This window comes from Cyanobium sp. Copco_Reservoir_LC18 (assembly GCF_009834675.1).
In the GTDB taxonomy this organism is placed as follows: Bacteria; Cyanobacteriota; Cyanobacteriia; order PCC-6307; family Cyanobiaceae; genus Cyanobium; species Cyanobium minutissimum.
Window position 1 is genome coordinate 103,865 of record NZ_ASAC01000022.1, and the last position, 20,371, is coordinate 124,235.

The 20,371-nt window shown below is 70.9% G+C and carries 22 protein-coding genes; 9 read left to right on the forward strand and 13 right to left on the reverse strand.

Annotated features, from left to right (window positions below):
- Positions 1-11: 11 nt before the first annotated feature.
- The 4 genes from L107_RS11720 to L107_RS11735 form a co-directional block, all read right to left on the reverse strand.
- The gene (locus tag L107_RS11720) at positions 12-560 is read right to left on the reverse strand and encodes a DOMON-like domain-containing protein (RefSeq protein ID WP_159819015.1); all 549 of its coding nucleotides are present in this window, start codon (positions 558-560) and stop codon (positions 12-14) included.
- Complete coding sequence (locus L107_RS11725) at positions 560-1,699, reverse strand: phosphotransferase enzyme family protein (RefSeq protein ID WP_159819017.1); 1,140 nt, start codon at positions 1,697-1,699, stop codon at positions 560-562. The genes L107_RS11720 and L107_RS11725 overlap by 1 nt, the downstream gene beginning before the upstream one ends.
- Positions 1,700-1,706: 7 nt before the next feature.
- Entirely contained in the window at positions 1,707-2,390 is a 684-nt protein-coding gene (locus L107_RS11730) for a phosphoribosyltransferase family protein (protein ID WP_159819019.1), read from the reverse strand.
- A 124-nt stretch (positions 2,391-2,514) separates the two neighbouring features.
- A complete protein-coding gene (locus L107_RS11735) occupies positions 2,515-3,363 on the reverse strand; it encodes a hypothetical protein (RefSeq protein ID WP_159819021.1) in 849 nt (282 codons plus the stop codon).
- Between the two features lie 250 nt (positions 3,364-3,613).
- On the opposite strand from L107_RS11735, the gene L107_RS11740 reads away from it, so the two are divergent.
- The 6 genes from L107_RS11740 to L107_RS11760 all read left to right on the forward strand — a co-directional run bounded on the left by L107_RS11740 (position 3,614) and on the right by L107_RS11760 (position 9,815).
- Positions 3,614-4,630, forward strand: a complete 1,017-nt coding sequence (locus tag L107_RS11740) for a bifunctional nicotinamide-nucleotide adenylyltransferase/Nudix hydroxylase (protein ID WP_201295877.1) — start codon at positions 3,614-3,616, stop codon at positions 4,628-4,630.
- 88 nt (positions 4,631-4,718) lie between these two features.
- On the forward strand, positions 4,719-5,369 hold the full coding sequence (locus L107_RS16670; protein ID WP_236550651.1) for a nicotinamide phosphoribosyltransferase domain-containing protein: 651 nt from the start codon (positions 4,719-4,721) through the stop codon (positions 5,367-5,369).
- Positions 5,336-6,097 (forward strand): hypothetical protein, encoded by a 762-nt coding sequence (locus L107_RS16675; RefSeq protein ID WP_236550652.1) that lies wholly within the window; start codon positions 5,336-5,338, stop codon positions 6,095-6,097. Before L107_RS16670 ends, L107_RS16675 begins: the two co-directional genes overlap by 34 nt.
- A gap of 29 nt (positions 6,098-6,126) precedes the next feature.
- Positions 6,127-6,774 (forward strand): thermonuclease family protein, encoded by a 648-nt coding sequence (locus L107_RS11750; RefSeq protein WP_159819025.1) that lies wholly within the window; start codon positions 6,127-6,129, stop codon positions 6,772-6,774.
- A gap of 27 nt (positions 6,775-6,801) precedes the next feature.
- Positions 6,802-9,603: a cation-transporting P-type ATPase gene (locus L107_RS11755; protein ID WP_159819027.1), complete on the forward strand. Its 2,802-nt coding sequence runs from the start codon at positions 6,802-6,804 to the stop codon at positions 9,601-9,603.
- Positions 9,600-9,815, forward strand: coding sequence for a Nif11-like leader peptide family natural product precursor (locus L107_RS11760; protein WP_159819366.1), 216 nt, complete (start codon positions 9,600-9,602; stop codon positions 9,813-9,815). The genes L107_RS11755 and L107_RS11760 overlap by 4 nt, the downstream gene beginning before the upstream one ends.
- 22 nt (positions 9,816-9,837) lie before the next feature.
- Here L107_RS11760 and L107_RS11765 read toward each other — a convergent pair whose 3' ends face one another.
- The 5 genes from L107_RS11765 to L107_RS11785 form a co-directional block, all read right to left on the reverse strand.
- Entirely contained in the window at positions 9,838-10,227 is a 390-nt protein-coding gene (locus L107_RS11765) for a cupin domain-containing protein (protein ID WP_236550653.1), read from the reverse strand.
- Positions 10,228-10,348: 121 nt separating this feature from the next.
- Positions 10,349-11,098 carry a superoxide dismutase gene (locus tag L107_RS11770; RefSeq protein WP_304523560.1) on the reverse strand — a complete coding sequence of 250 codons (750 nt, stop codon included), beginning with the start codon at positions 11,096-11,098 and terminating at the stop codon, positions 10,349-10,351.
- A gap of 59 nt (positions 11,099-11,157) precedes the next feature.
- Positions 11,158-11,700 (reverse strand): isoprenylcysteine carboxylmethyltransferase family protein, encoded by a 543-nt coding sequence (locus tag L107_RS11775; protein ID WP_159819031.1) that lies wholly within the window; start codon positions 11,698-11,700, stop codon positions 11,158-11,160.
- A gap of 49 nt (positions 11,701-11,749) precedes the next feature.
- Entirely contained in the window at positions 11,750-12,358 is a 609-nt protein-coding gene (locus L107_RS11780; protein WP_159819033.1) for a triacylglycerol lipase, read from the reverse strand.
- 256 nt (positions 12,359-12,614) lie between these two features.
- Positions 12,615-12,806 (reverse strand): hypothetical protein, encoded by a 192-nt coding sequence (locus L107_RS11785; protein WP_159819035.1) that lies wholly within the window; start codon positions 12,804-12,806, stop codon positions 12,615-12,617.
- Positions 12,807-13,082: 276 nt separating this feature from the next.
- Between L107_RS11785 and L107_RS11790 the strand changes: the two genes are divergently transcribed.
- Complete coding sequence (locus L107_RS11790) at positions 13,083-13,598, forward strand: hypothetical protein (protein WP_159819037.1); 516 nt, start codon at positions 13,083-13,085, stop codon at positions 13,596-13,598.
- A 23-nt stretch (positions 13,599-13,621) separates the two neighbouring features.
- Here the strand turns inward: L107_RS11790 and L107_RS11795 are convergent, their stop codons facing one another.
- Positions 13,622-14,215: a MarC family protein gene (locus tag L107_RS11795; RefSeq protein WP_159819039.1), complete on the reverse strand. Its 594-nt coding sequence runs from the start codon at positions 14,213-14,215 to the stop codon at positions 13,622-13,624.
- Between the two features lie 160 nt (positions 14,216-14,375).
- Between L107_RS11795 and L107_RS11800 the strand changes: the two genes are divergently transcribed.
- Complete coding sequence (locus tag L107_RS11800; RefSeq protein ID WP_159819041.1) at positions 14,376-14,993, forward strand: hypothetical protein; 618 nt, start codon at positions 14,376-14,378, stop codon at positions 14,991-14,993.
- Here the strand turns inward: L107_RS11800 and L107_RS11805 are convergent.
- Positions 14,984-15,817, reverse strand: a complete 834-nt coding sequence (locus L107_RS11805) for a lysophospholipid acyltransferase family protein (protein ID WP_159819043.1) — start codon at positions 15,815-15,817, stop codon at positions 14,984-14,986. The genes L107_RS11800 and L107_RS11805 overlap by 10 nt on opposite strands.
- Before the next feature lie 123 nt (positions 15,818-15,940).
- On the opposite strand from L107_RS11805, the gene L107_RS11810 reads away from it, so the two are divergent.
- Entirely contained in the window at positions 15,941-16,366 is a 426-nt protein-coding gene (locus L107_RS11810; protein WP_159819045.1) for a thiol-disulfide oxidoreductase DCC family protein, read from the forward strand.
- 204 nt (positions 16,367-16,570) lie between these two features.
- On the opposite strand, the gene L107_RS11815 is transcribed toward L107_RS11810, so the two are convergent.
- Together L107_RS11815 and L107_RS11820 are read right to left on the reverse strand one after the other, a co-directional pair.
- Positions 16,571-18,445 (reverse strand): diflavin flavoprotein, encoded by a 1,875-nt coding sequence (locus tag L107_RS11815; protein WP_159819047.1) that lies wholly within the window; start codon positions 18,443-18,445, stop codon positions 16,571-16,573.
- Positions 18,446-18,458: 13 nt separating this feature from the next.
- The gene (locus tag L107_RS11820; protein WP_159819049.1) at positions 18,459-20,276 is read right to left on the reverse strand and encodes a diflavin flavoprotein; all 1,818 of its coding nucleotides are present in this window, start codon (positions 20,274-20,276) and stop codon (positions 18,459-18,461) included.
- Positions 20,277-20,371: the final 95 nt, after the last annotated feature.

Here is a 20,371-nt window from a genome sequence, read left to right on the forward strand (position 1 = left end):
CCGGGGCGCCCTCAGAGCCGCAGCAGGAAGGCGTCCCGGCGGTGGAAATCGGGCTCGGCCCCCGGATGGGCCAGGGCCCAGTAGCTCAGCTGGCCGCGGCCATCCTCGATCACGGCGGCGATCGCCACCTGCAGCGGGGCATCGGGGGGAATCGCGGCCGGCAGTGGCAGATCCAGCTCCACCGACAGGACATCGGCCCCCTGGCTGACCCGGTGCAGGGGCCGGTCGTAGCCGGGCTCCGGCCGCAGCTCCTGCCGGTAGTCCTCCAGTCGGTACAGGTTCCAGTGGCCGGCGGGGGACAGGTTCAGCTCCCAGTAGGGCCGCTCTCCCGCGATGGCCCAGAAGCACTCGAGGCAGGTCGCCGTCCAGAGATGGTCCCGTCGCTCGGGCGAGGCCACCGGTGGTGGCACCTGCACCGTCTCGATCGCGCCCCCCAGCCGATAGCGGAGCCTCAGCCGGGCACCCTCCCGGCTGACCTCCCCCTCCAGCCGCAGGCCCGGGGAGGGGCACGCACCACCGAAGGGGCGGAGGTCGAAGCCATGGCGGAGGGGAGCCGTCATCAGGGGGCGCCGGCGCCGCGTGCCCGGAGCTCGTTGATCACCGCTTGGATCGGCCGCTCCTGGGCCTCGATGCTGGCCGTCAGCCGGAACTGCACGAGGGCCCGCTGCAGGTTGTGGCCGGGCCGCTCCGTCCGGAAGTAGAGGTTTCCCGCCAGGTGATCGGTGAAGAAGCGCAGGCCGAGCTCGAAGCTGATCAGGCGGATCGCGGTGTAGAGGTGGTCGTAGTCGGCCTCGATGAGAAAGCCTGAGGCGGCGGACAGGTAGCCGCCCAGCACAGAGCGGCAGAGATCCACATCGAAGCGGACGGCCGCCAGATCCGCCGTCTCCTCGCCGAGGGGGTTGCAGCAGGAGCGCAGGCAGTCGCCGATGTCGTAGTGGATCAGCCCGGGCTTCACCGTGTCGAGGTCCACCAGGGCCACGGCCCGGCCGGAGCCGGTCTCCAGCATCACGTTGCTGACCTTGGGGTCCCCGTGGATGGGGCGCAGCCGCAGCTGGCCGCTGGCCCTGGCGTCCTCCAGCACCGGCGCGAAGTCCCGGCGCTCCTCCACGAAGGCGCGGCAGTGGCTGACGTCGCTCCCGGCTGCGGCCGGCGCGCTGGCCAGCACGGCGTCGTACTGCTCCAGATACCGGGGGGTGACGTGGAAGCCCTCCAGGGTGTCCGCCAGCCGCTCCGGAGCCAGATCACTGATCAGGTGGTGGAACAGCCCCAGACCGACGCCCACTTCCCGGGCCTGGTCGGCGCTGGTCACCAGATCGAAGCTCCGGGAGGACTCGATGAAGGTGATCAGGCGCCAGAAGCCGTCCTCCCGCTCCACCCAGGGCCGCTGGTCGGCGCGGCAGCGCACCACCCGGGGGACCTCCCAGCGCCGCTCCCCCAGGGGGGAGACGCCCTGGGCCAGGCGCCCATCGACGTGCTCCCCGAGGGCGAGGATGTTGGCCATCACCAGATCGGGCCGGGGAAACACCCGGCGGTTCAGCCGCTGCAGGACGAACCGCTGCACGGGCGGGCCATCGCAGACGACGACGAAGCTCTCATTGACGTTGCCACTGCCGAGGGGCTCCAAGCCGCGGACCCGGCCGGGGAGATCGAACGCCTCGGCGATGGACACCAGGACGCCATCGGTTTGCCCCAGGGTCATGGGCCGCTCAGCGGTGGCGCAGGTGCGGATGATCGCATGCCTGCCGGGCGCCCTCCAGGAGAGCGAGCACCTGATGGTCGCTGAGCTGCTCGAACTGCTCATACCACAACCCCACGGCCTGCAGGTCGCCGACGACGGCCAGGGCCACCATGCGGTCCACCAGTCGGCCCAGTTCGCCGGCGACCTCCCGATCCACCACCGGCACCGCCAGGGCCAGGGAGGCCGGACGCACCCGGCGCAGGGACAGCAGCGCCGCCTTCACCGTCATGCCGGTGGCGATGCCGTCGTCCACCACGATCAGATGCCGGCCGCCCAGCTGGTCGCCGGGTGGGTCCCCGAACAGGCGCTGCCGCCGTTGCCGTTCCAGCTCCTGGTCCCGCAGCCAGCCGTGCGCCGTCGCCGAGGTGGCCCGCTGCCGGCCCCCAGCCCCGTGGCGCCAGACCACCACTCCGCCGGCGGCGACGGCCCCGATCGCCAGCTCGGGCCAGCGGGGGTCGGCGACCTTGCGCACCGACCAGGTCACCAGGGGCAGCCCCAGAATCGACGCCATCGCGGCCGCCACCGCCACCCCGCCCCTGGGCAGGGCCACCAGGGTGGTGTCGCCGCCATGGCCCCGACAGTCGACGAAGGCCTCAGCCAGGGCGAGACCCGCCTGGCGACGGCTGGTCCAGAGGGGAGCGCGGGGCACCATGGCGGCAGGGACGGCGGAACGGATCAGGCGAGGGCACCGGGGCCACGGGCCGTCCCCACGCCCCCCTGCTTTCCTTGTGCTATCCATCGCCGCCGGCGGCGGATGCAGCAAAGGCGCGGCTCCCTCAGGGGACGCTCTGGAGAGACCCCCTCTGGGTCTTCACCTTGGCCCAGACGGCCTCATTGCCAGCCGTCATCGGCCTGGAGCGGAGTGCGTGGATCCGCAGGACCTGCCCCCTGGGGATGATGCCGAGGGACGAACCTGAGCGGATCGTGCCCTGGGAGCGCAGATACACCGATGTGATGGTGGTGACATCGGCATTGGGTGAGGGTTTCCTGGCGACGTTGATGGTGCGGTCGTCGAGCAGGGCGCCGGAGGGATCCGCCTTGCCGATGTAGATCCATCCCTGCAGGTCGGATGCGGCGATCTTGGCCGTCGTGATCTCCTCGAGGGCCTGGGCCACGGGCGAAGGTTGCACCTGAACATTCACCACCGCCTCCTGCAGGCGCGCCCCCGGGGAATCGCCGATCAGCTTGTCTTCCTTGCGGATCTGGCGCTGCACGATCACATCTTCCGTGCGCGCCAGCATCTCGAGGGCGTTCTTGCAGGTTGACTGCTGCGGAAGTTCCTTGCATTCCTGCCGCAGCAGGAAGGCCGCAGCATCCCGGAGACTGTTCTTTCCGCTCTGGAGGGCGATGTTGGCAATGTTCATCTTGTCTTTATCATTGGCCGCAATGATGTAGAGGCCGATCAGGGCAACCTTGCCCTTGGTTTCATTCTCGCCCGTGAGATTGTCCATCTGATCGAGGATCTGTCTGGAGAAGGCCTGGGTTCGCCTGGCCTCCTCGAGAGAATGGGTGATCTGCATCGAGCTCCAGGCCTGGAAAGCCCCGGAGAGGGACACCACCGATGCCGTGAAGATGCTGAGATTCCTGATCAGAGAGGAGGTCTCATCGGAAGGAGAGGGACCCATGCTTCCTCGGACCGCACCGCCGTCCTCAGGCTATGGGCGGCCAGCCCTGGTGGCCCTCCGCTGCAGGCAACGTCACATGACCCACCGGGCAGCGGCCATCGGCACCGGCCTGCGCTCGCCTCCGCGGATCGTGACGCCTGATGGTTCACCCTCAGCGTTGAGCCTCAGCGTTGACCATCTCCATCGGCATGCTAAATCAGTGGGGTCCGCCGGTGAGGCGGGCGCCATCTCAGGGATTCTGAGGTTCACCATGCATCACGACGTCGCCGTCCTCATCGGACGGTTCCAGCCCTTCCATGAGGGGCATTTCGGGTTGGTCGAGGCGGCTCTGCAGAGGGCCGATCGGTTGATCCTGCTGCTCGGCAGCCACCGCTGCGCCCCGGACACCCGCAACCCCTGGAGCAGCGAAGAACGGGAGACCATGATCCGGGCCGCCCTTCCGGCCGCATGGCAGCGGCGGCTGGAGGTGATCCCGATCCGTGATCACCTCTACTCCGACAATCTCTGGCTGGCGGAGGTGCAGCAGAAAGTGCTCGCCGTCACGGCCGAGGACGAGCGGGTGCTGCTCATCGGTCACCGGAAGGATCGCAGCAGTGACTACCTCGATCTGTTTCCCCAGTGGGACTTCCAGGATGTGCCGCTGAAGAGTGATGTCCACGCCACGGCCATCCGCCAGGCCTACTTCTCCGATGCCGAGGCAACGGAGTGGGCCGCCCACGTTCCGGAGGCGGTGCGGGCCTTCCTCACGGACTACCGGGCCACGGGCCGCTACCGCTGGCTGCGCCAGGAGGCGGACTACATCGACGGCTACCGCCGGCTGTGGTCGGTGGCGCCCTATCCGCCCACCTTCGTCACCACCGACGCGGTGGTTGTCCAGTCGGGCCATGTGCTGGTGGTGCGCCGCCGGGTGCGGCCCGGCCAGGGGCTGATCGCCCTGCCGGGGGGCTACCTCAACCAGCAGGAGCCGGTGCTCGAGGGAATGCTGCGGGAGCTGCGCGAGGAGACGGGCCTGAAGGTGCCCAGGCCTGTGCTGGAGGGCTCGATCGCGGATCGCCACGTCTTCGATGCGCCGGGACGCTCCCAGCGGGGCCGGGTGATCACCCACGCCTTCCTGATCCAGCTCAAGGGCGGGGCCCTGCCCGCCGTCCGCGGCGGCGATGACGCCGAGAAGGCCTTCTGGATGCCCCTGGCCGACATCTACGCCCACGAAGACAGCTTCTTCGAGGACCACGTCCAGATCATCCAGCACTTCATCTCCCGCCTCTGAGCGCCGTCGCCGACGGCCCTCCCATCAACGCCTGCGGCCCGGGGAGACCGGGCCGGGGCCAGCCATCCACACCGTGCGGAGCGCACCCATGGACTTCAATCTTCTGCTGGACACCGACAGCTACAAGGGCAGCCACTGGCTCCAGTACCCCCCCGATCTGACCGCCATGGGGGCCTACCTGGAAAGCCGCGGCGGCGAGAACCCCGACACCCTGTTCTTCGGACTGCAGATGCTGCTGCAGGACACCCTGGAGCGGCCGGTCACCCGGGGCGATGCGGAGGAGGCCGCCGACCTCTGGAGCGCCCACGGCCTGCCGTTCCACCGTGAAGGCTGGCAGCGCCTGCTCAGCGTCCACGGCGGCCGGCTGCCCCTGCGCATCCGGGCCGTCCCCGAGGGCAGCCGGGTACCCACCGGCAACGTGCTGATGACGGTGGAGTCCACCGATCCGGCCCTGGCCTGGCTGGTCACCTGGGTGGAGACCCTGCTGCTGCGCCTCTGGTATCCCACCACCGTGGCCACCCGCAGCTGGCACTTCCGGGAGCTCCTGCGCTCAGCCCTGGAGCGCTCCGCCGACGACCCGGCCGCCGAACTCCCCTTCCGCCTGCACGACTTCGGCTCCCGTGGCGTCTCCAGCCACGAGAGCGCCGCCATCGGCGGCCTGGCCCACCTGGTGGCCTTCCGGGCACCGACACCGTCGCCGCCCTGGTGGCGGGCCGGCGCCATTACGACTGCCCGATGACCGGCTTCTCGATTCCCGCCGCCGAGCACTCGACGATCCTGGCCTGGGGGCAGGAGCACGAGCTGGAGGCCTACCGCACCATGCTCGACCGCTTCGCCAGGCCCGGTGCCGTGCTGGCGGTGGTCTCCGATGCCTACGACCTCTGGAACGCCGTCGACCATCTCTGGGGCGAGCAGCTGCGGGAGCAGGTGATCGCCTCGGGCGCCACCCTGGTGATCCGGCCCGACTCGGGCGATCCGGTGTCCATCGTGCCCGAGCTGCTGCGGCGCCTTGAGGCCCGTTTCGGCAGCCGGCTCAACGGCAAGGGCTACCGGGTGCTGGAGCACGTGCGGGTGATCCAGGGGGATGGCATCACCGCCACCAGCCTGCCCCTGGTGATCGAGGCGACCCTGGCGGCGGGCTTCAGCGTCGAGAACGTCGCCTTCGGCATGGGGGGTGGCCTGCTGCAGCAGGTGAAACGGGACAGCCAACGCTTCGCCTACAAGGTGTCGTGGGTGGAGCGGGCCGGCCGGATCCGGCCGGTGCACAAGTGCCCGATCACCGATCCCGCCAAGACCAGCAAGGCCGGCGTGCTCGACCTGATCCGCGACGATCGGGGCTACCGGACGGTGGTGCTGGAGCGACCGGAGCCCCATCCGGCCAGCTGCCTGCAGACCGTCTTCGAGAACGGAACGCTGCGGCGGCGCTGCAGCCTCGAGGAGGTGCGCTCCCGGGCGATGCAAGGCTGAGGTGCCGCCTTCCCCGTCCCCCTGACGCCATGCCCGGCCACCGGTTGCCGTCGCTGCTGCTCCTCCTGGCCCTGCTGCCGGCCGGGCCCGCGGCAGCGGCGCCGGCCTTCCAGGCCACCGTGCTCTCGGTCGGTGATGGCGACACCCTGCGGGTGCGCCGCGGCCAGCAGCGGATCACCATCCGCCTGGCCTGCATCGATGCCCCCGAGACGGCCCAGAGCCCCTGGGGCCAGCAGGCGCGCCAGGCCCTGCTGATGCGCCTGGCCGTCGGGCGGCCGGTGACGATCCAACCCCACGACACCGACCGCTTCGGGCGCACGGTGGCCGAGGTGATCCGTGACACCAATATCAACCTGGCCCTGGTGGAGGACGGCCTGGCCTTCGCCTACCGGCGCTATCTGGCCGGCTGCGACGGTGCGGCCTACCTGGAGGCCGAGGAACGGGCCCGCCGCCGGGGGCTCGGCGTCTGGCGGGTGCCGGGTGGGATCACCCGGCCCTGGGACTTCCGGCGCGGCCGCCGCTCCGCCCGGATCCCCGATGGCACCACCCCCGACGGGCGCCGCCACGTCTGCAGCCAGATCGGCTCCCATGCCAGGGCCCAGGAGCTGCTGCGCCAGGGCCACGGCTACCTGGATTCGGATGGCGACGGGGAGGCCTGCGAAAGCCTGCGCTCCTAGGGTTCAGGGGCCACCGGATGGCTGGCCATGATCCCTGAGGCCACGGACTGGCAGGCCCTTTCCGGGCCGGATTGTCTGCGCCGGCTTGGGGTCGGCCCGGAGGGGCTGGGCGGGGCCGCCGCGGCCGAACGCCTGGCTGCCACTGGCCCCAACCGGCTCGTCCTGCCGCCGGGACCGGGCCGCTGGCGGATCCTGCTGGACCAGTTCAGCAACGTGATGCTGCTCCTGCTCCTGGCGGTGGCGGCAGTGTCGGCCGCTCTGGCCGTGGGGGATCACGCCCTCCCCAAGGATGCGATCGCGATCCTGCTGATCGTGGGGCTCACCGCCCTGCTCGGCTACCTGCAGGAGAGTCGGGCGCTGCTGGCCCTGCGCAGCCTGCTGGACCTCGCCCAGCCCCTGGCGCGCGTCCGCCGCGACGGGCGCTGGCAGCGCCTCCCCGGTGACCAGCTGGTGCCGGGGGACCTGATCCGCCTCGAGAGCGGCGATCGGGTGCCCGCGGACGCCCGGCTGCTGGAGAGCAGCGACCTGGGGCTGCAGGAGTCGGCTCTCACGGGCGAGGCCGACCTGGTCAGCAAGCGCCCCGAACCACCACTCGCCGCGGACACGCCGCTGGTGGAGCGCAGCAACTGCCTCTTTCTCGGCACCGTCGTGGGGCGGGGACGGGGGCTGGCGGTGGTGACCGCCACGGGCATGGCCACCGTGCTCGGCGGCATCGCCACGCTGATCCACACCGCCCGTCCGGAGCCGACGCCCCTCCAGCAACGGCTGGCGGACCTGTCCCGCCGGCTGGTGGCCTGGGCCCTGGGTCTGGTGGCGGCGGTGGTGCTGGGGGGCTGGCTGCTCGGCGGCGCCCCCCTGGAGCTATTGGAGCTGGCCCTGTCCACCGCCGTGGCGATCGTGCCGGAGGGGCTGCCGGCGGTGATCACGGTGAGCCTCGCCATCGGCACCCAGCGGATGGTGCGTCGCGCCGCCCTGATCCGCCACCTGCCGGCGGTGGAGGCGCTGGGCGCCATCACCGTGATCTGCACCGACAAGACCGGCACCCTGACCCAGAACCGGCAGGTGGTGACGGAGCTCCGCTGCGGCACCCTGGCCCTGCGCCCCGGCGAGGAGCACCAGGGCGGCCGGGGGGCCGACGACAGCGGCCATGGCTTCCTGACCACCGAGCTTGCGCCACCGCCGGGGGCCGTGGCCGGGCTCATTCCCGGCCACCTCGACCTGCTGCTGCAGGCCGGGGTGCTGTGCAACGACGCCGAGCCCCGGCAACGGGGGGGCATGGGCGATCCCACCGAGGTGGCGCTGCTGGAGATCGCCGCCCGGGCGGGCCTGGAGGCCGCCAGCCTGCGGGCGCAGCACGGCCGAGCCGCCGAGATGCCCTTCTGCGCCGAACGCCGGCTGATGGCGGTATGGCTCAGCGACCCCGACGGCCGCCTGAGGGCACCGCTGGGTCCCCCGGCCATGGGCCACCCGGCTGCTGGCACGAGCGCCGCAGCGGCCATGCTGCTGCTGATCGCCAAGGGAGCTCCCGAGGCGATCCTGCCCCGCTGCGATCGCTGGCTGGATGGCGCCGGGGTGCGGCCCCTCAGCGAGGCCCAGCGGGGCTGGTGGCTGGCCCAGGCCCGGGGCCTGGCCGCCTCGGGGCTGCGGCTGCTGGCCTTCGCCGCCGCCCCCCGGCATGGGGGCCCGCAGGCCGGGCTGGAGACCCTGGTGCTGCTCGGCCTGATGGCCCAGCGCGATCCGCCCCGACCGGAGGTGCCCGCCGCCGTGGCCCGCTGCCGTGGGGCCGGCATCCGGCCGGTGATGGTCACCGGCGATCACCCCCTCACGGCCCGCTCGATCGGCGAGGCCATTGGCCTGGCGGACCCGGGCAGCCCGGTCGTTCAGGGTCCGGAGCTGGAGGGCCTCGACGCGGCGGCGCTCGAAGCGCTGGTGCGACGGACCAGCCTCTTCGCCCGGGTGGTGCCGGAGCAGAAGCTCCGCATCGTGCGGGCGCTCCAGGCCACGGGTGCGGTGGTGGCCATGACCGGGGACGGGGTCAACGACGCCCCGGCCCTGCGCCAGGCCCACGTCGGTGTGGCCATGGGCATCAGCGGCTCGGACGTGAGCCGGGAGGCGGCCGACATGGTGCTGCTCGACGACAACTTCGCCTCGATCGTCAACGCCGTGGAGGAGGGCCGGCAGGTGTACGCCAACATCCGCCGCTTCGTGCGCTTCATCCTCGGCTGCAACCTGGGCGAACTGATCACCATCGGCTCGGCGCCCCTGCTGGGGCTGGCGCTCAGCCCCCTGCAGATCCTCTGGATCAACCTGGTGACCGACGGACTGCCGGCGCTGGCCCTCGCCCTGGGACCGCCGGCGGAGGATCTGATGGCCCAGCCGCCGATCGAACCCGGCGAATCGATCTTCGCCCGGGGCCTGGGCAGCGCCATCCTGCGCATCGGAGTGGTGTTCGGTGCCCTGGTGGTGGCGCTGATGGTGGTGGCCGCCCGACTGGGACGGCCCTGGCAGACGATGGCCTTCACCACCCTCTGCCTGGCCCAGCTGGGCCATGCCCTCTCCGCCGGCAGCGACCGTCCCCTCTGGCGCACCCCCCCCCTGGCCAATCCCTGGCTGCTGGGGGCGGTGCTGGCCAGCGCCGCCCTGCAGCTGATGCTCCTCTACGGGGCGCCGCTGGCCCATTTCTTCGGTGTCACCCCACTGACGGCCAGCGAGCTGGGGGCCTGCGGAGGCGTCAGCCTGGTGTTCGTCGCCTACCTGGAACTGGAGAAGCTGTGGAGCCGTCAGCGGCCTGCGCCATGCTGGAGCTCCACGCCATCCCCGCCGGCATGAGCCTCGATCAGGCCCGCTCCTTCCTGGCCCGCATGCAGGACGACCAAGGCCTGCGCGCCGAGGTGCTGGCCGCCGCCACCGCCGACGACGTCGCCCAGATCGCCGCCGGCAGGGGCTTCGACTTCTCGGGCGATGAGTTGCTGCGCCTTTCGGGCAAGAAGGTCGGTCGGGTCACGGTGACCAAGCAGGACATCCCCGGGGAATACAACTGACCGGGCCGGTCGGCGCCGGCGCTCAGGCGACTGACAGCCGGTGCCACTGGCTGCGGAACCGGGCCGGCACCGGATGGGGTTCGTAATCCCGCGGGTGGCTGGGTCCGTGGCGGAGCATGGCATTGACCAGCAGGGCGGGGATCCGGCCCCGGTTGATGGCGCCATGGGGCACCCCGGGGGGAATACAGACCCAGGTGGCCTCGTCCTCCCGCAGGGAGATGCGGCGCAGCTGGCGGTTCTGCAGCACCACCAGGTCGATCGCCCCGCGCAGCACCAGCAGCTGATCGGTCTGGAAGCGGTGGCAGAAGAGCTCGAAGGCGTCGCCCCGGGCGATCTCGGCGATGAGGGTCTCGTCGCTGGTGCGGGGCGCGGAGAACAGGGCATCACCGTGGAGCGTCCGCTGCACAGGCACAAGCTCAACGGTCCGGGACAGGGCGGTTCGGGACGGGGCCATGCTGATCACGGCAATTTCGTTAACTTTCGCGACCGTTTTCCCGGGAAGTCGTCGTATCAGCTACCGACAACTGCCGCTGTCAGGATTCACTCGCGGTTGTTGTTGTGCCGCCAACCCCGCCGCCAGCGGCGAAGCGCCGGCTCACCTCGTTCCAGTTCACCAGCGGCCACCAGGCGGCGACGTAGTCCGGCCGGCGGTTCTGGTAGTCGAGGTAGTAGGCGTGCTCCCACACATCCAGACCCAGCAGGGGCACACCCCGCTCGATCTCCGGCAGATCCATCAGCGGGTTGTCCTGGTTGGCGGTGCTGGTGATCGCCAGGGACCCATCGGGTCGGCGGATCAGCCAGGCCCAACCCGAACCGAAGCGGTCGGCCGCTGCCCGGGCGAAGCGCTGCTGCAGGGCTTCGGGCGAGCCGAAGGCCGAGGTGATTGCCGCAGCCAGCTCCGCGGAAGGGGCACCGCCCTGCCCCGGAGGGGCCATCACCCGCCAGAACAGGGAATGGTTGTAGTGGCCACCGCCGTTGTTGCGCACGGCGGCCGGGTAGCGGGAGATCCGGCCCTGCAGGTCCTCCAGGGCCATCCCCTCCAGCTCGGGGTGGTCGACGATCCGGGCGTTGAGGTTGGCCACATAGGCGCCGTGGTGGCGGTCGTGGTGGATTGTCATGGTGGTGGGCGCGATCGCCGGAGCCAGGGCATCGGCCGGGTAGGGCAGCGGCGGCAGCACAAAGCTGGCCAGCGCCGGGCCCGGCCCGGCCACGCCCACCGCCAGCGCCACCAGGGCGGCCAGGCCGCAGGCCCTCAGAACCCGGAACATCGGTGGCAGGTTCATGGGCCGGACAGGCAGCATCGGCGTCGGTTCTAACCGCTCCATCGGCCAGCGGCAGCCGCTCAGGCGGAACGCCAGTCCAGCCAGGGCAGCCCGGGAAGGATCGCGGCCGTCGCCTGGCGGTAGGCGGCGTAATCCGGATGGAGCAGCACCAGGCGGGCCTCCTCCCGGCGCGCCTTGAAGCCGAGCACGACCACCAGCCCCAGCAGCAGCCCGAGATGCAGCAGGCTGCCCAGGGCCACCGTCACCCCCAGGGAGCAGAGGATCAGGGACTGGTAGAGCGGGTGGCGGCAGCGGCCGTAGGCCCCAGTGGTCACCAGGGGGGCGTCCGCCATGGGTTCGGGGAGGGGGCTGAGGCTGGCGCCCAGGTTGAGGGCCCCCTGGCCGGCCAGCACCAGCCCCAGGCTGAACAGGGCCAGCCCCCCGAGGCGCAGCGGCAGCGGCCAGGCCAGACCCAGGGAAGTGGGGGAGGGGGTGGCCGGCAGCAGATGGGCCACGATCAGGGCCATCTGGGCGATCAGCCACCACTCGCCGCGGCGGTTGTCCCGCAGACCCGCCCAGGAGAACCCCCAGGCGGTGAGCCTTGCGGCCAGGGCGTTCGGCATCGTGACCTCGCGGATCGGCGTCCACCCCCATGCTGGGCCCGGAAACGGCTCAGGGGCGCAGCAGATCCGCCACCAGGGGATCGAGGGCCGCCGGGTGGCGCAGCAGTTGCTGGTGGGTCCAGACCGGCAGCATCCGCTGCGGACCGATCGGCAGCACCGCCCGCCAGCCCGGCACCACCATCAGATCGAAGACCGTGGCGTAGCTGCGGCAGTCGATGCCCTGCAGCAGGGTGAGGTCGGCGTTGAGTTGCCGCAGCAAGGGGCTGCCCACCTTGAGATCGGCGATGCCGGCCAGGAGCCGGCGGGGCCAGGGCTGGGCCGTCAGGGTCCCCTGCTGGGGGCTGCCGAGGCTGATGAAGCGGCGGGTGCGGGCATGGCCGCCCAGCCGCTGGATCCAGGTGCGGGCGATGACGCCGCCCATGGAGAAGCCCAGGATGTCGAGTGGCTCCCCGGTCCCGAAGGCCGCCTCAATGGCGGCGGCGAGACGCTGGGCCGAGATCTCGATGGCGGCGGCATCCAGGGGGAGCGGCAGGGCCGGCTTCAGCAGGCGCTGGCGCCGGCCGGCCAGCTGCCGATCGAGCCGGTCGAAGACCCGGGGCGTGTCGAACAGGCCATGGACCAGGACCAGCGGCGGAGGCGTCTCAAGGCCGTCAGCCATGGCAGCGGAGAGCGGGTTCTGACCATCCTGCGGCGCGCCCAGGCGCCGGTGTCGGACGAGGTCGCCTGCGGGGAGGGGCGTTCAGGGGACCGGCTTCGGGTCTCGCGGCTGAACGTTGGCTCGCTGGATCAGGGACCGGGGATTGGCGAGGATCCGCTGTGGAAGGCGTGATTGAGCGGAGCGGGCGACCGGAGCGGCCTGGGGCTGTTCAAGGGCTGGCCTGGAGAGGCGTGCCGGAGGATCGCTGGGGGAAGGATTACTTGGTCAGGGAGGTGGGGGAAGCATCAAGCGTGCGGAAGACGCCGTCGCTCGTCTGGGAGGTGGCGCTGATACCGGCCGAGGAATCGGCCTTCGACTCGGGGAAGGGGATCACCACCATCGAAATCAGGAAGGCGGCGCCGCTGATGGCGGCCACTGCCAGCTGGGCTATAGGGCTAACAGGATCCATGGCCTTTGTCTCACTGCCCCTTAAGAATACACCAAGTCATCGCTCACGGCCATGTTCGGCTCTGCGGTCCTGCAGCAAGCCTGCCGCGATCGGGCTGAATGGCCGAGAAAGCTATCGCCGACCGACATTTCAGAGCGTGAGCGGCCCCTGGATCGACCCTTCCCCGTCGCGGCGGAGCCGTCCGCTGGCCCGCCGGCTGGGCGCCGATAAACTGAAAAACTCAGGAGAGCATCGGTGACTGGCCCCACGGGACCCACCCCCCAGGACCCGCCCAGGATGAGCCGCTACGAGGCCCTGGCGGAGCGCTGGCGGCTGCAGAGCCACCGGACCGACGAGCTCCACGAGACCCTCCGCACCCATTCCTACCTGCTGCTCACCGAGCTGGCGACGGAGCTGGGCGTGGAGGCGAGGACCTGGAAGGAGCAGAGGAACCCCTTCCATCGTCGCTACGTCGAGTACCGGCTCTCACCGTTTGCCGGATCGGAGGGGGAGACCCGGATCGATCGCTACACCGCCAGGGGCGAACTGGAATTCGCCATCGTCCTCACCTTCGATCACGGGGAGGACCGGTTCCCCAAGACCCGGTTCCTCGTGCCCCTGGCCACCCGCATGTACCGGCAGCACCCCCAGTTCTGCCTGTGGGATCCGGTCGCGGCCGCACCCCTGGAGGGTTTCCTCTGGGTGGCCACCCGCCCTGCCGTGATCCAGGACATCCTGACGGTGCTGGATCGGGAGCTGGCCATCGACCCGTTCGAGGGGCCGCCCACCCCACCGCGGCTTGGTTGTCTCTGAGGGTTCCCGGCACACCGGGCCCCTCACGCCAGCACCGGAAAGCAGCCCCTGAGGCCACTGACGAGCATCTGGACGGCAATGGCGCTCAGCAGCAGCCCCATCAGGCGGCTGATCACCTTCTCCTGCAGTTCCCCCAGGGCCTGACGCAGGGGCATCGAAGCGATCAGCAACAGGTAGATCAGGATGGCCAGCAGGCCGATCACCGCGCTGAGGGCCAGCCTGCCCTGCCAGGCGGCGGGGGCATCGGCCACCACCAGGGAGATGGCGCCGGGGCCCGCCAGCAGCGGCAGGCCGATCGGCACCACACCGGCACTGTCCTCGGTGCCATCCAGGGAACCGTGGCTCACCTCCCGCCCATCGATCAGGCGCAGGCCGATCGGCAGCAGGATCAGCCCCCCGGCCACCCGGAAGGCCTCGAGGGTGATGCCGAACAGGTCGAGCAGGCCCTGCCCCCACCAGCAGGCGGCGATCAGGGCACAGAGAAAGGTGAGCACCGCCAGGCGGCTGATCCGGCGGATCCGCACGGGGTTGCCCCCACCGGCCTCCACCACCACCGGCAGCAGACCGATCGGTGAGCTGATCGCCAGCAGACCGACGGCCGTGTTGATCAGGGACATGGGGGCCCCGGGGACACCGGCAGAGCGACGACCATCATCGGAGCCCCGGGCCCGGCCCCACGCCAGGGGCACCAGTCACATCCGGTCATCACCCCGGGGGACCCTCCCCATTGCACCCCTGGCCTCCGGCGATTGACTGGGCTCCCTTCGCCCTCGACCCATGGTCTCCGCATCGGCCCGGCTCCGGATCCGGGCGGCCCTGATCACGCCGGTCCTGCTGGGCCTGCTGCTTCCCGCCCCGGCCTCAGCCGCCACCTACCAGGCCCTCTGCGGCAACAACCCCTGCACCATCAACCTCGACGCCAACGGCATCGGTGACAGGAAGAGCTTCATCCCCATCGGCAGAGTCGCCCGCTGGATCGCGGGCGGAGCGGAGACCTACGACACCACCAACGGCACCGTGGGGGCGGTGGGTGGCGGCACCGCCGGAGCCATCGCCGGTGGCCTCCTGCTCGGCCCGATCGGCCTGGTGGGGGGCATGGTGGGCGGTGCCTTCGCCGGATCCAAGGCCGGCAGGACGGCGGATCTCTACTTCACGGTGGTGGGCTACGACAGCGCCGGCGACAAGACCACCCTCAACTTCCGCTTCGTGAATCCCAGGCCCGCCAACCAGATGAAGCAGGAACTGGCGGTGCTGACCGGTCTGGCGATGGGGGAAACGCGCTCCCTGGCGGAACTGCAGCGCCGGGTCGATCCCCTGCCGCAGCGGCTCGGCAACGGCAGCGGACCCCAGTCGATTCCCTCCCAGTCCTACGTGGCTCCTTCCCGTTACCGCTGAGCCTCGGCCGCCAGCCGGTCGAGGGCGTCCTGCATCGTGGCCGTCACCCGGCGGTAGCAGGCCTGCACATAGGCCCGGTCGCGGCTGGCGGCATGGCCGCTGCGCTCCAGGCGGATCGGCGGACACACCCGCGTGTGGATCCGCACCGGCAGGGGCAGGTTGAGCAGCGGCCCCAGGGCCAGGCCCCAGGGGAGGCCCAGGTAGAGGGGCATCACCTCGGGATCGATGCCGAACAGCCAGGGCATCCCCCGCTCGTGCAGCGCCCGGAACTGGGGGTAGAAGTCCTCCAGCACCACCAGGGTGTCGTGGGCCCCCCAGGAGATCACCGGGACGATCGGCAGGTCGTGCCAGATCGCCAGGCGCAGGAAGCCGGTGCGGCCGGCGAAGTGGATGCGGCCCCGGTCCCGATGGGGGCGGAAGGTGTCCTGCCCGCCGCCGGGATACACCAGCAGACTGTTCCCCTCCTCCAGGGCCGCCAGGGCCAGGCGCGGATGGTATGGAATGGCGCCCGTGCGGGCGGCCAGATCGGCCAGGGGCGGATAGCCCAGCCAGACCTTCGGGTGCGCCAGCCCCAGCACGGGGCGCTCCAGGCCGAAGCGGCGGAACCAGTCGTACATGACCATGTGCATGTCGGGCGCCGCCAGCCCGCCGTTGTGGGTGCCCACGAACAGCAGGGGATCGGCGTCGGGGATGTGCTCCCACCCATCGGAGACGACCCGGAAGTAGTGCTGATACAGCCAGCCCCAGAACGGCATCACCCGGCGGATCAGGGCCGGGTCCCGGCGTTGCCAGCGGTGCAGCGCGGCCTGGCGGCGGACGGGCATGGGGGAGAGGGAAGGGGGCTGGAGTCTGGCCACCGGATGGCTGCCACCGGTGCAGCGGCAGCCCTTTCTAGGCTCATCCGGCGTCCGGTGCCCCAGGCGCCCCCGTCGTCGCCCACCACCCCCATGGCCGAGCTCACCCTGCTGTTCGATGGCGGCTGCCCCCTGTGCCTGCGGGAGGTGAACGCCCTGCGCCGCCGCGACCGGGGGGTGGGCCGGCTGGCCTTCGTCGACGTGGACGACCCCGCCTATGACCCGGCCCGCCACGGTGGCATCACCTACGCCGAGGCCATGGGCCGTATGCACGCCCTGCGCGCCGACGGCGGCGTGATCCGGGATGTGGAGGTGTTCCGCCAGGCCTATGGCCTGGTGAATCTGGGCTGGCTCTACGCCCCCACCCGCTGGCCCCTGCTGCGCCCCCTGGTGGATGCCCTCTACGGGCTGTGGGCCCGCTGGCGCCTGGCCATCACCGGCCGGCCGCCATTGGAGGTGCTCTGCCGGAATCGGTGCCCGGTCAGCTCCATCCCGACCACCCAGGCGGTCGGCGGTTGAGCACCGCGACAGCGGCACCGCGCTCCTCCGTTTGGGGCCCCATGACCTACCGAAGAATCAAGCAATGCAGGGCCAGAAAAATTCCGGTGGAACCTCTGGCGAGGCCCACCGGAACGGGATTCCAGGAGAACTTGAAGCCTAAAAGTTCCCTCCTTCACGAGCAGAAAACCGCATACGTGCACCGGTAGCTGCAGCGACCGGACCTCAGAGAGGAACACCACTGCGACGCTGGGGAACGGCGGTGGTGCCGTCGGCATCGAGCACCCCGCCGGAGAGCACCTCGGCCACCAGCAGCCAGTGGTCACCGCAGGCCACCCGCTGGCTGACACGCGCCTCCAGCCAGGCCAGGGCGTCCGCCAGCAGGGGCTGACCCTGGGGGCCGGCCTTCGGTGCCAGATCGGCCATGGCGGCCGGCGCCGGAGGGATGGGCCGCAGGAACGGCTTGGCGAGGCGGTTCTCGCTGCCGGCCTGCAGCATGTTCAGGGCGAAGGTCTCCCCCACCGGGAGCGTCTCGGCCAGCGGCAGGTCCTGGCCCACCGACAGGCTGATGGCGGGTGGATGGAAGCCGGCCTGGCTCACCCAGCTCACCAGCTGGGCCCCTTCGAGCGCCCCAGACCCGGAGCCGCGGCGGACGGTGAGCACGCACAGGGAACCCACCACCCGCCCGAGGGCGCGCTGGGCCGGCAGGCTGCGGCTCTCCTTCACGCCGCCGCCACTGGCGGAGCGACGGATCCTCCCCGATCGCCCCAGCACCAGGCGGGCCATGGCCGCTCCCTGCTCCTCCAGCCGGGCGAACATCGCCGCATCCGGGCTGAACCTCACCCGGATGGGATCGAAGGCCAGGTGGAACCCGCCGTCGCGCAGCTTGCCGGCCAGCAGGTCGATCGCCTCGCCGCTCCAGCCGAAGCTGCCGAACACCCCCACCGGTCTCGTCCGGTCCCCCTCGGCCAGCACCGTGCCCAGGGCCGAGACGATCGGGGTGGGGGCATGCCCCCCCAGCGTCGGCGAACCGATCAGCAGGCCATCGCAGGAGCGGATCGCCTGGAGCACCTGATCGGGCCCGGCGAACTCGCAGTTGAGGCTCTCCACCCGCACACCACTGCCGGTGAGGCCGCGGGCCAGGGCATCGGCGATGGCGGCGGTGTTGCCGTAGGCGCTGGCATACAGGAGGGCCACCGAGGCGGTGGCCTGCTCCTGGCGACGGCCCCAGCGGCGGTAGTCGGCCACCAGGCTGCGCCAGCTCTGGTCCACGGCCGGCCCGTGGGCCGGGGCGATCGTGCGGATCGGCAGGGTCTCGATGCGATCGAGCACCATCTCCACCTGGCGGGCCATCGGCGCCATCAGGCAGTCGTGGAAGAAACGGCGGTCCGCCTCGGTGTCATGGCGGGTGGGTTCAGCGAAGCTCTCCACACAGACGTGGGCGGAGAAGAACTTGCTGCTCATCAGCAGCCCGCTGGTCTCCTCGAAGGCGATCAACCCGCCCGGCCAACGGGGCGTGGGGGCGGGAATCAGGCGGAGCCGCAGTCCATGGCCCATCTCCCTGGTGTGCTCGCCCCTGATCACCTCGATCGGCGGCAGGGGGAGACCTGGTGCATCGTCGTCAGCGTCGCCGGAGGCCGGAGCCTGCCGATCCCAGAGGTCCTGCACCACCAAGGCACCGGCGTTGGAAGCGATCAGCCGCAGCCCGGGCCAGCGCCGGGCCAGCCGACGCAGCAGCAGCACGCGATTGGGATTGACGACCCCCACCACGACGTCCAGCGGAGCGGCCGGGTCCAGCAGCCGGCCCAGGCAGTCGAGGAAGGGCGTGGTGAAGGTGGCGCCGGGGGGATGCACCAGGAGGGCGGGCACCGGCTCACCGGAGGCGGTGGTGCCGGCGTCGAAGAGGTAGCTGTTGGCGCAGGTGCCCCGCTCGCGGCCGTACTCGACCTCGAAGCGCAGGCGACGGGGGCTGAGCCCCCGCAGACAGGTGAGTCCAGGCTCCAGGGGCAGGCTGACCAGGCGGCGTCCATCGATGGGGGGCGCCGCCTGAGGCGGGAGACACGGCGAGGGGGCCGCAGGGGGGCTGGGCGTGGCGGTCATGGCGGAGTCCGGTTCAGTAGTGGTTGCCGAATTTGCGGTGGTGGACAGCCGTGGCGGCCTCGGTGTCGGACACGCTGCCCTCCTCCACCGCCGCAACGACGATCCAGTGATCGGCGGTCTCAAGCCGCTGGGTCACCCGGCAGCCCAGGTAGGCCAGCGCATCCCCGAGCACCGGGCCGCCGGCGGCCACGTCCTCCAGCACGGTCACCCCCTCGAAGCGGTCAGCGCCAGGGGCGAAGCGGCGCAGGAAATGCCGGAGCAAGGGCTGGTGGTTGTCCTGACGCAGCACGTTGAGGACGAACCGGTCTCCCACCTGCATCAGGGCCTCGATGGCCCGCTCCCGGGCGACGGCGACCGTGAGCATGGGTGGCTCGTAACTGGCCTGGCTCACCCAGCTGGCCACCATGGCGCCACTGCGTTCCTGCTGGGCGGCGGTGACCACATAGAGACCGCCGCTGAGGCGGCCGAGGGCCCGGTCGAGGTCACCGTCGAGGGCCTTCATGGCCGCGATGGTGCGCTCCCGGGTGAGCAGCAGGCCCAGGTCGGTGCCCGCCTCCTCGCAGCGCTGCACGTCGGCGGCCGCCGGCACCCGTGAGAGCCGGAGGGGGGCGAAACCTTCCGGCTGACCCAGGGAACGCAGGCGGGTGGCCAACGCATACAGCGGTTCATCCTCCCGGCCCAGCGCGTCGTAGCAGCCCACCCACTGCGACGGCCGCAGGGCCGCCAGCAGGGTGCCGATGGACCCCTGCAGATCTCCGTCCGGCGCCGCGGGCCAGGTGGGCACCACCACCGCCGCCGCTTCGCCCACCAGGGCCGCCAGCTCATGGGCATCGGTGGAGCGGAGATCCACCAACTGGACCGCAGCGCCGGATTTGCCGATGCCCCGGGCGATGGCCTGGCTGATCCGGTCGCAGAAGCCGTACTGGCTGAGGTAACAGACGGCGGCGTAGGCCTCGCTGCCGCTGCGCGCCTGGCTCCAGTCGCGGTAGTCCCCCAGCCAGTGGGGGATGTGATGGCGCAGCAGCGGGCCATGGCCCGTGGCGATGGTGCGGATCGCCGGCAGGGCCTCCAGCCGCTTCAGCGCCTGCAGGACACTGCGGGCATTCGGGCCCATCAGGCAGTCGTAGTAGAAGCGGAAGTCCGGAGCGATCGCGCCGGGGTCGACATCAAAGAGGTCGTCCGAGCAATGGTGCAGACCGAAGGCATCGCAGGTGAACAGGGTGCCGGTGCCATGGTCGAAGCTGAAGATCGTGTCCGGCCAGTGGAGATTCGGGGCACTGATGAATTCCAGTTCGTGCTCGACGCCCGAGTCCGGATTCCTGCCCAGGTTCAGCCTCTCGCCGGTCTTCACCACCCGGCGCCGAAAGGGTCGATGCAGCTGGTGCTCGAGGAACTGAATCGCCACCTTGGAGCCGATGATCTCGATATCGGGATGGCGATCGAGCACGTCGCCAATCAGGCCGGAATGGTCGGGCTCGGTGTGGGAAACGACCAGATGGTCGATGGGAGCAGGGTCGCTGCAGGACGCCAGGCATTCGAGCCAGATCCCACGGAACTTCGCATGGCTGGTATCCACCAGCACCCGTCGCTCCCCAGCCACCAGGAAGGCGTTGTAGGTGGTGCCGTTGCGCAGGCCGAACTCGATGTCGAAGCGACTGCGATCCCAGTCGAGGGACCGCAGCGCCGTGGTATCGGCGGCAACCGGCTCGCACTGCAGCGTCAGCCGTCCGGCAGGGGCTTGCGTGGATGGGGGAAGGGATGAGAAACGCTGCTTTTCCGCCTGGTGAAGCAGACTCTCAACCGCCAGAGATCCAGGTGTGGCCGTTGTCATCATTGGAATGAATCTCCCAAGCCAAGGTGTGGAAATTGACCCTAGGGAGCACGCTGGATGGCTGGGTCACGGCACCGATAGGTGTTGTTGATCGC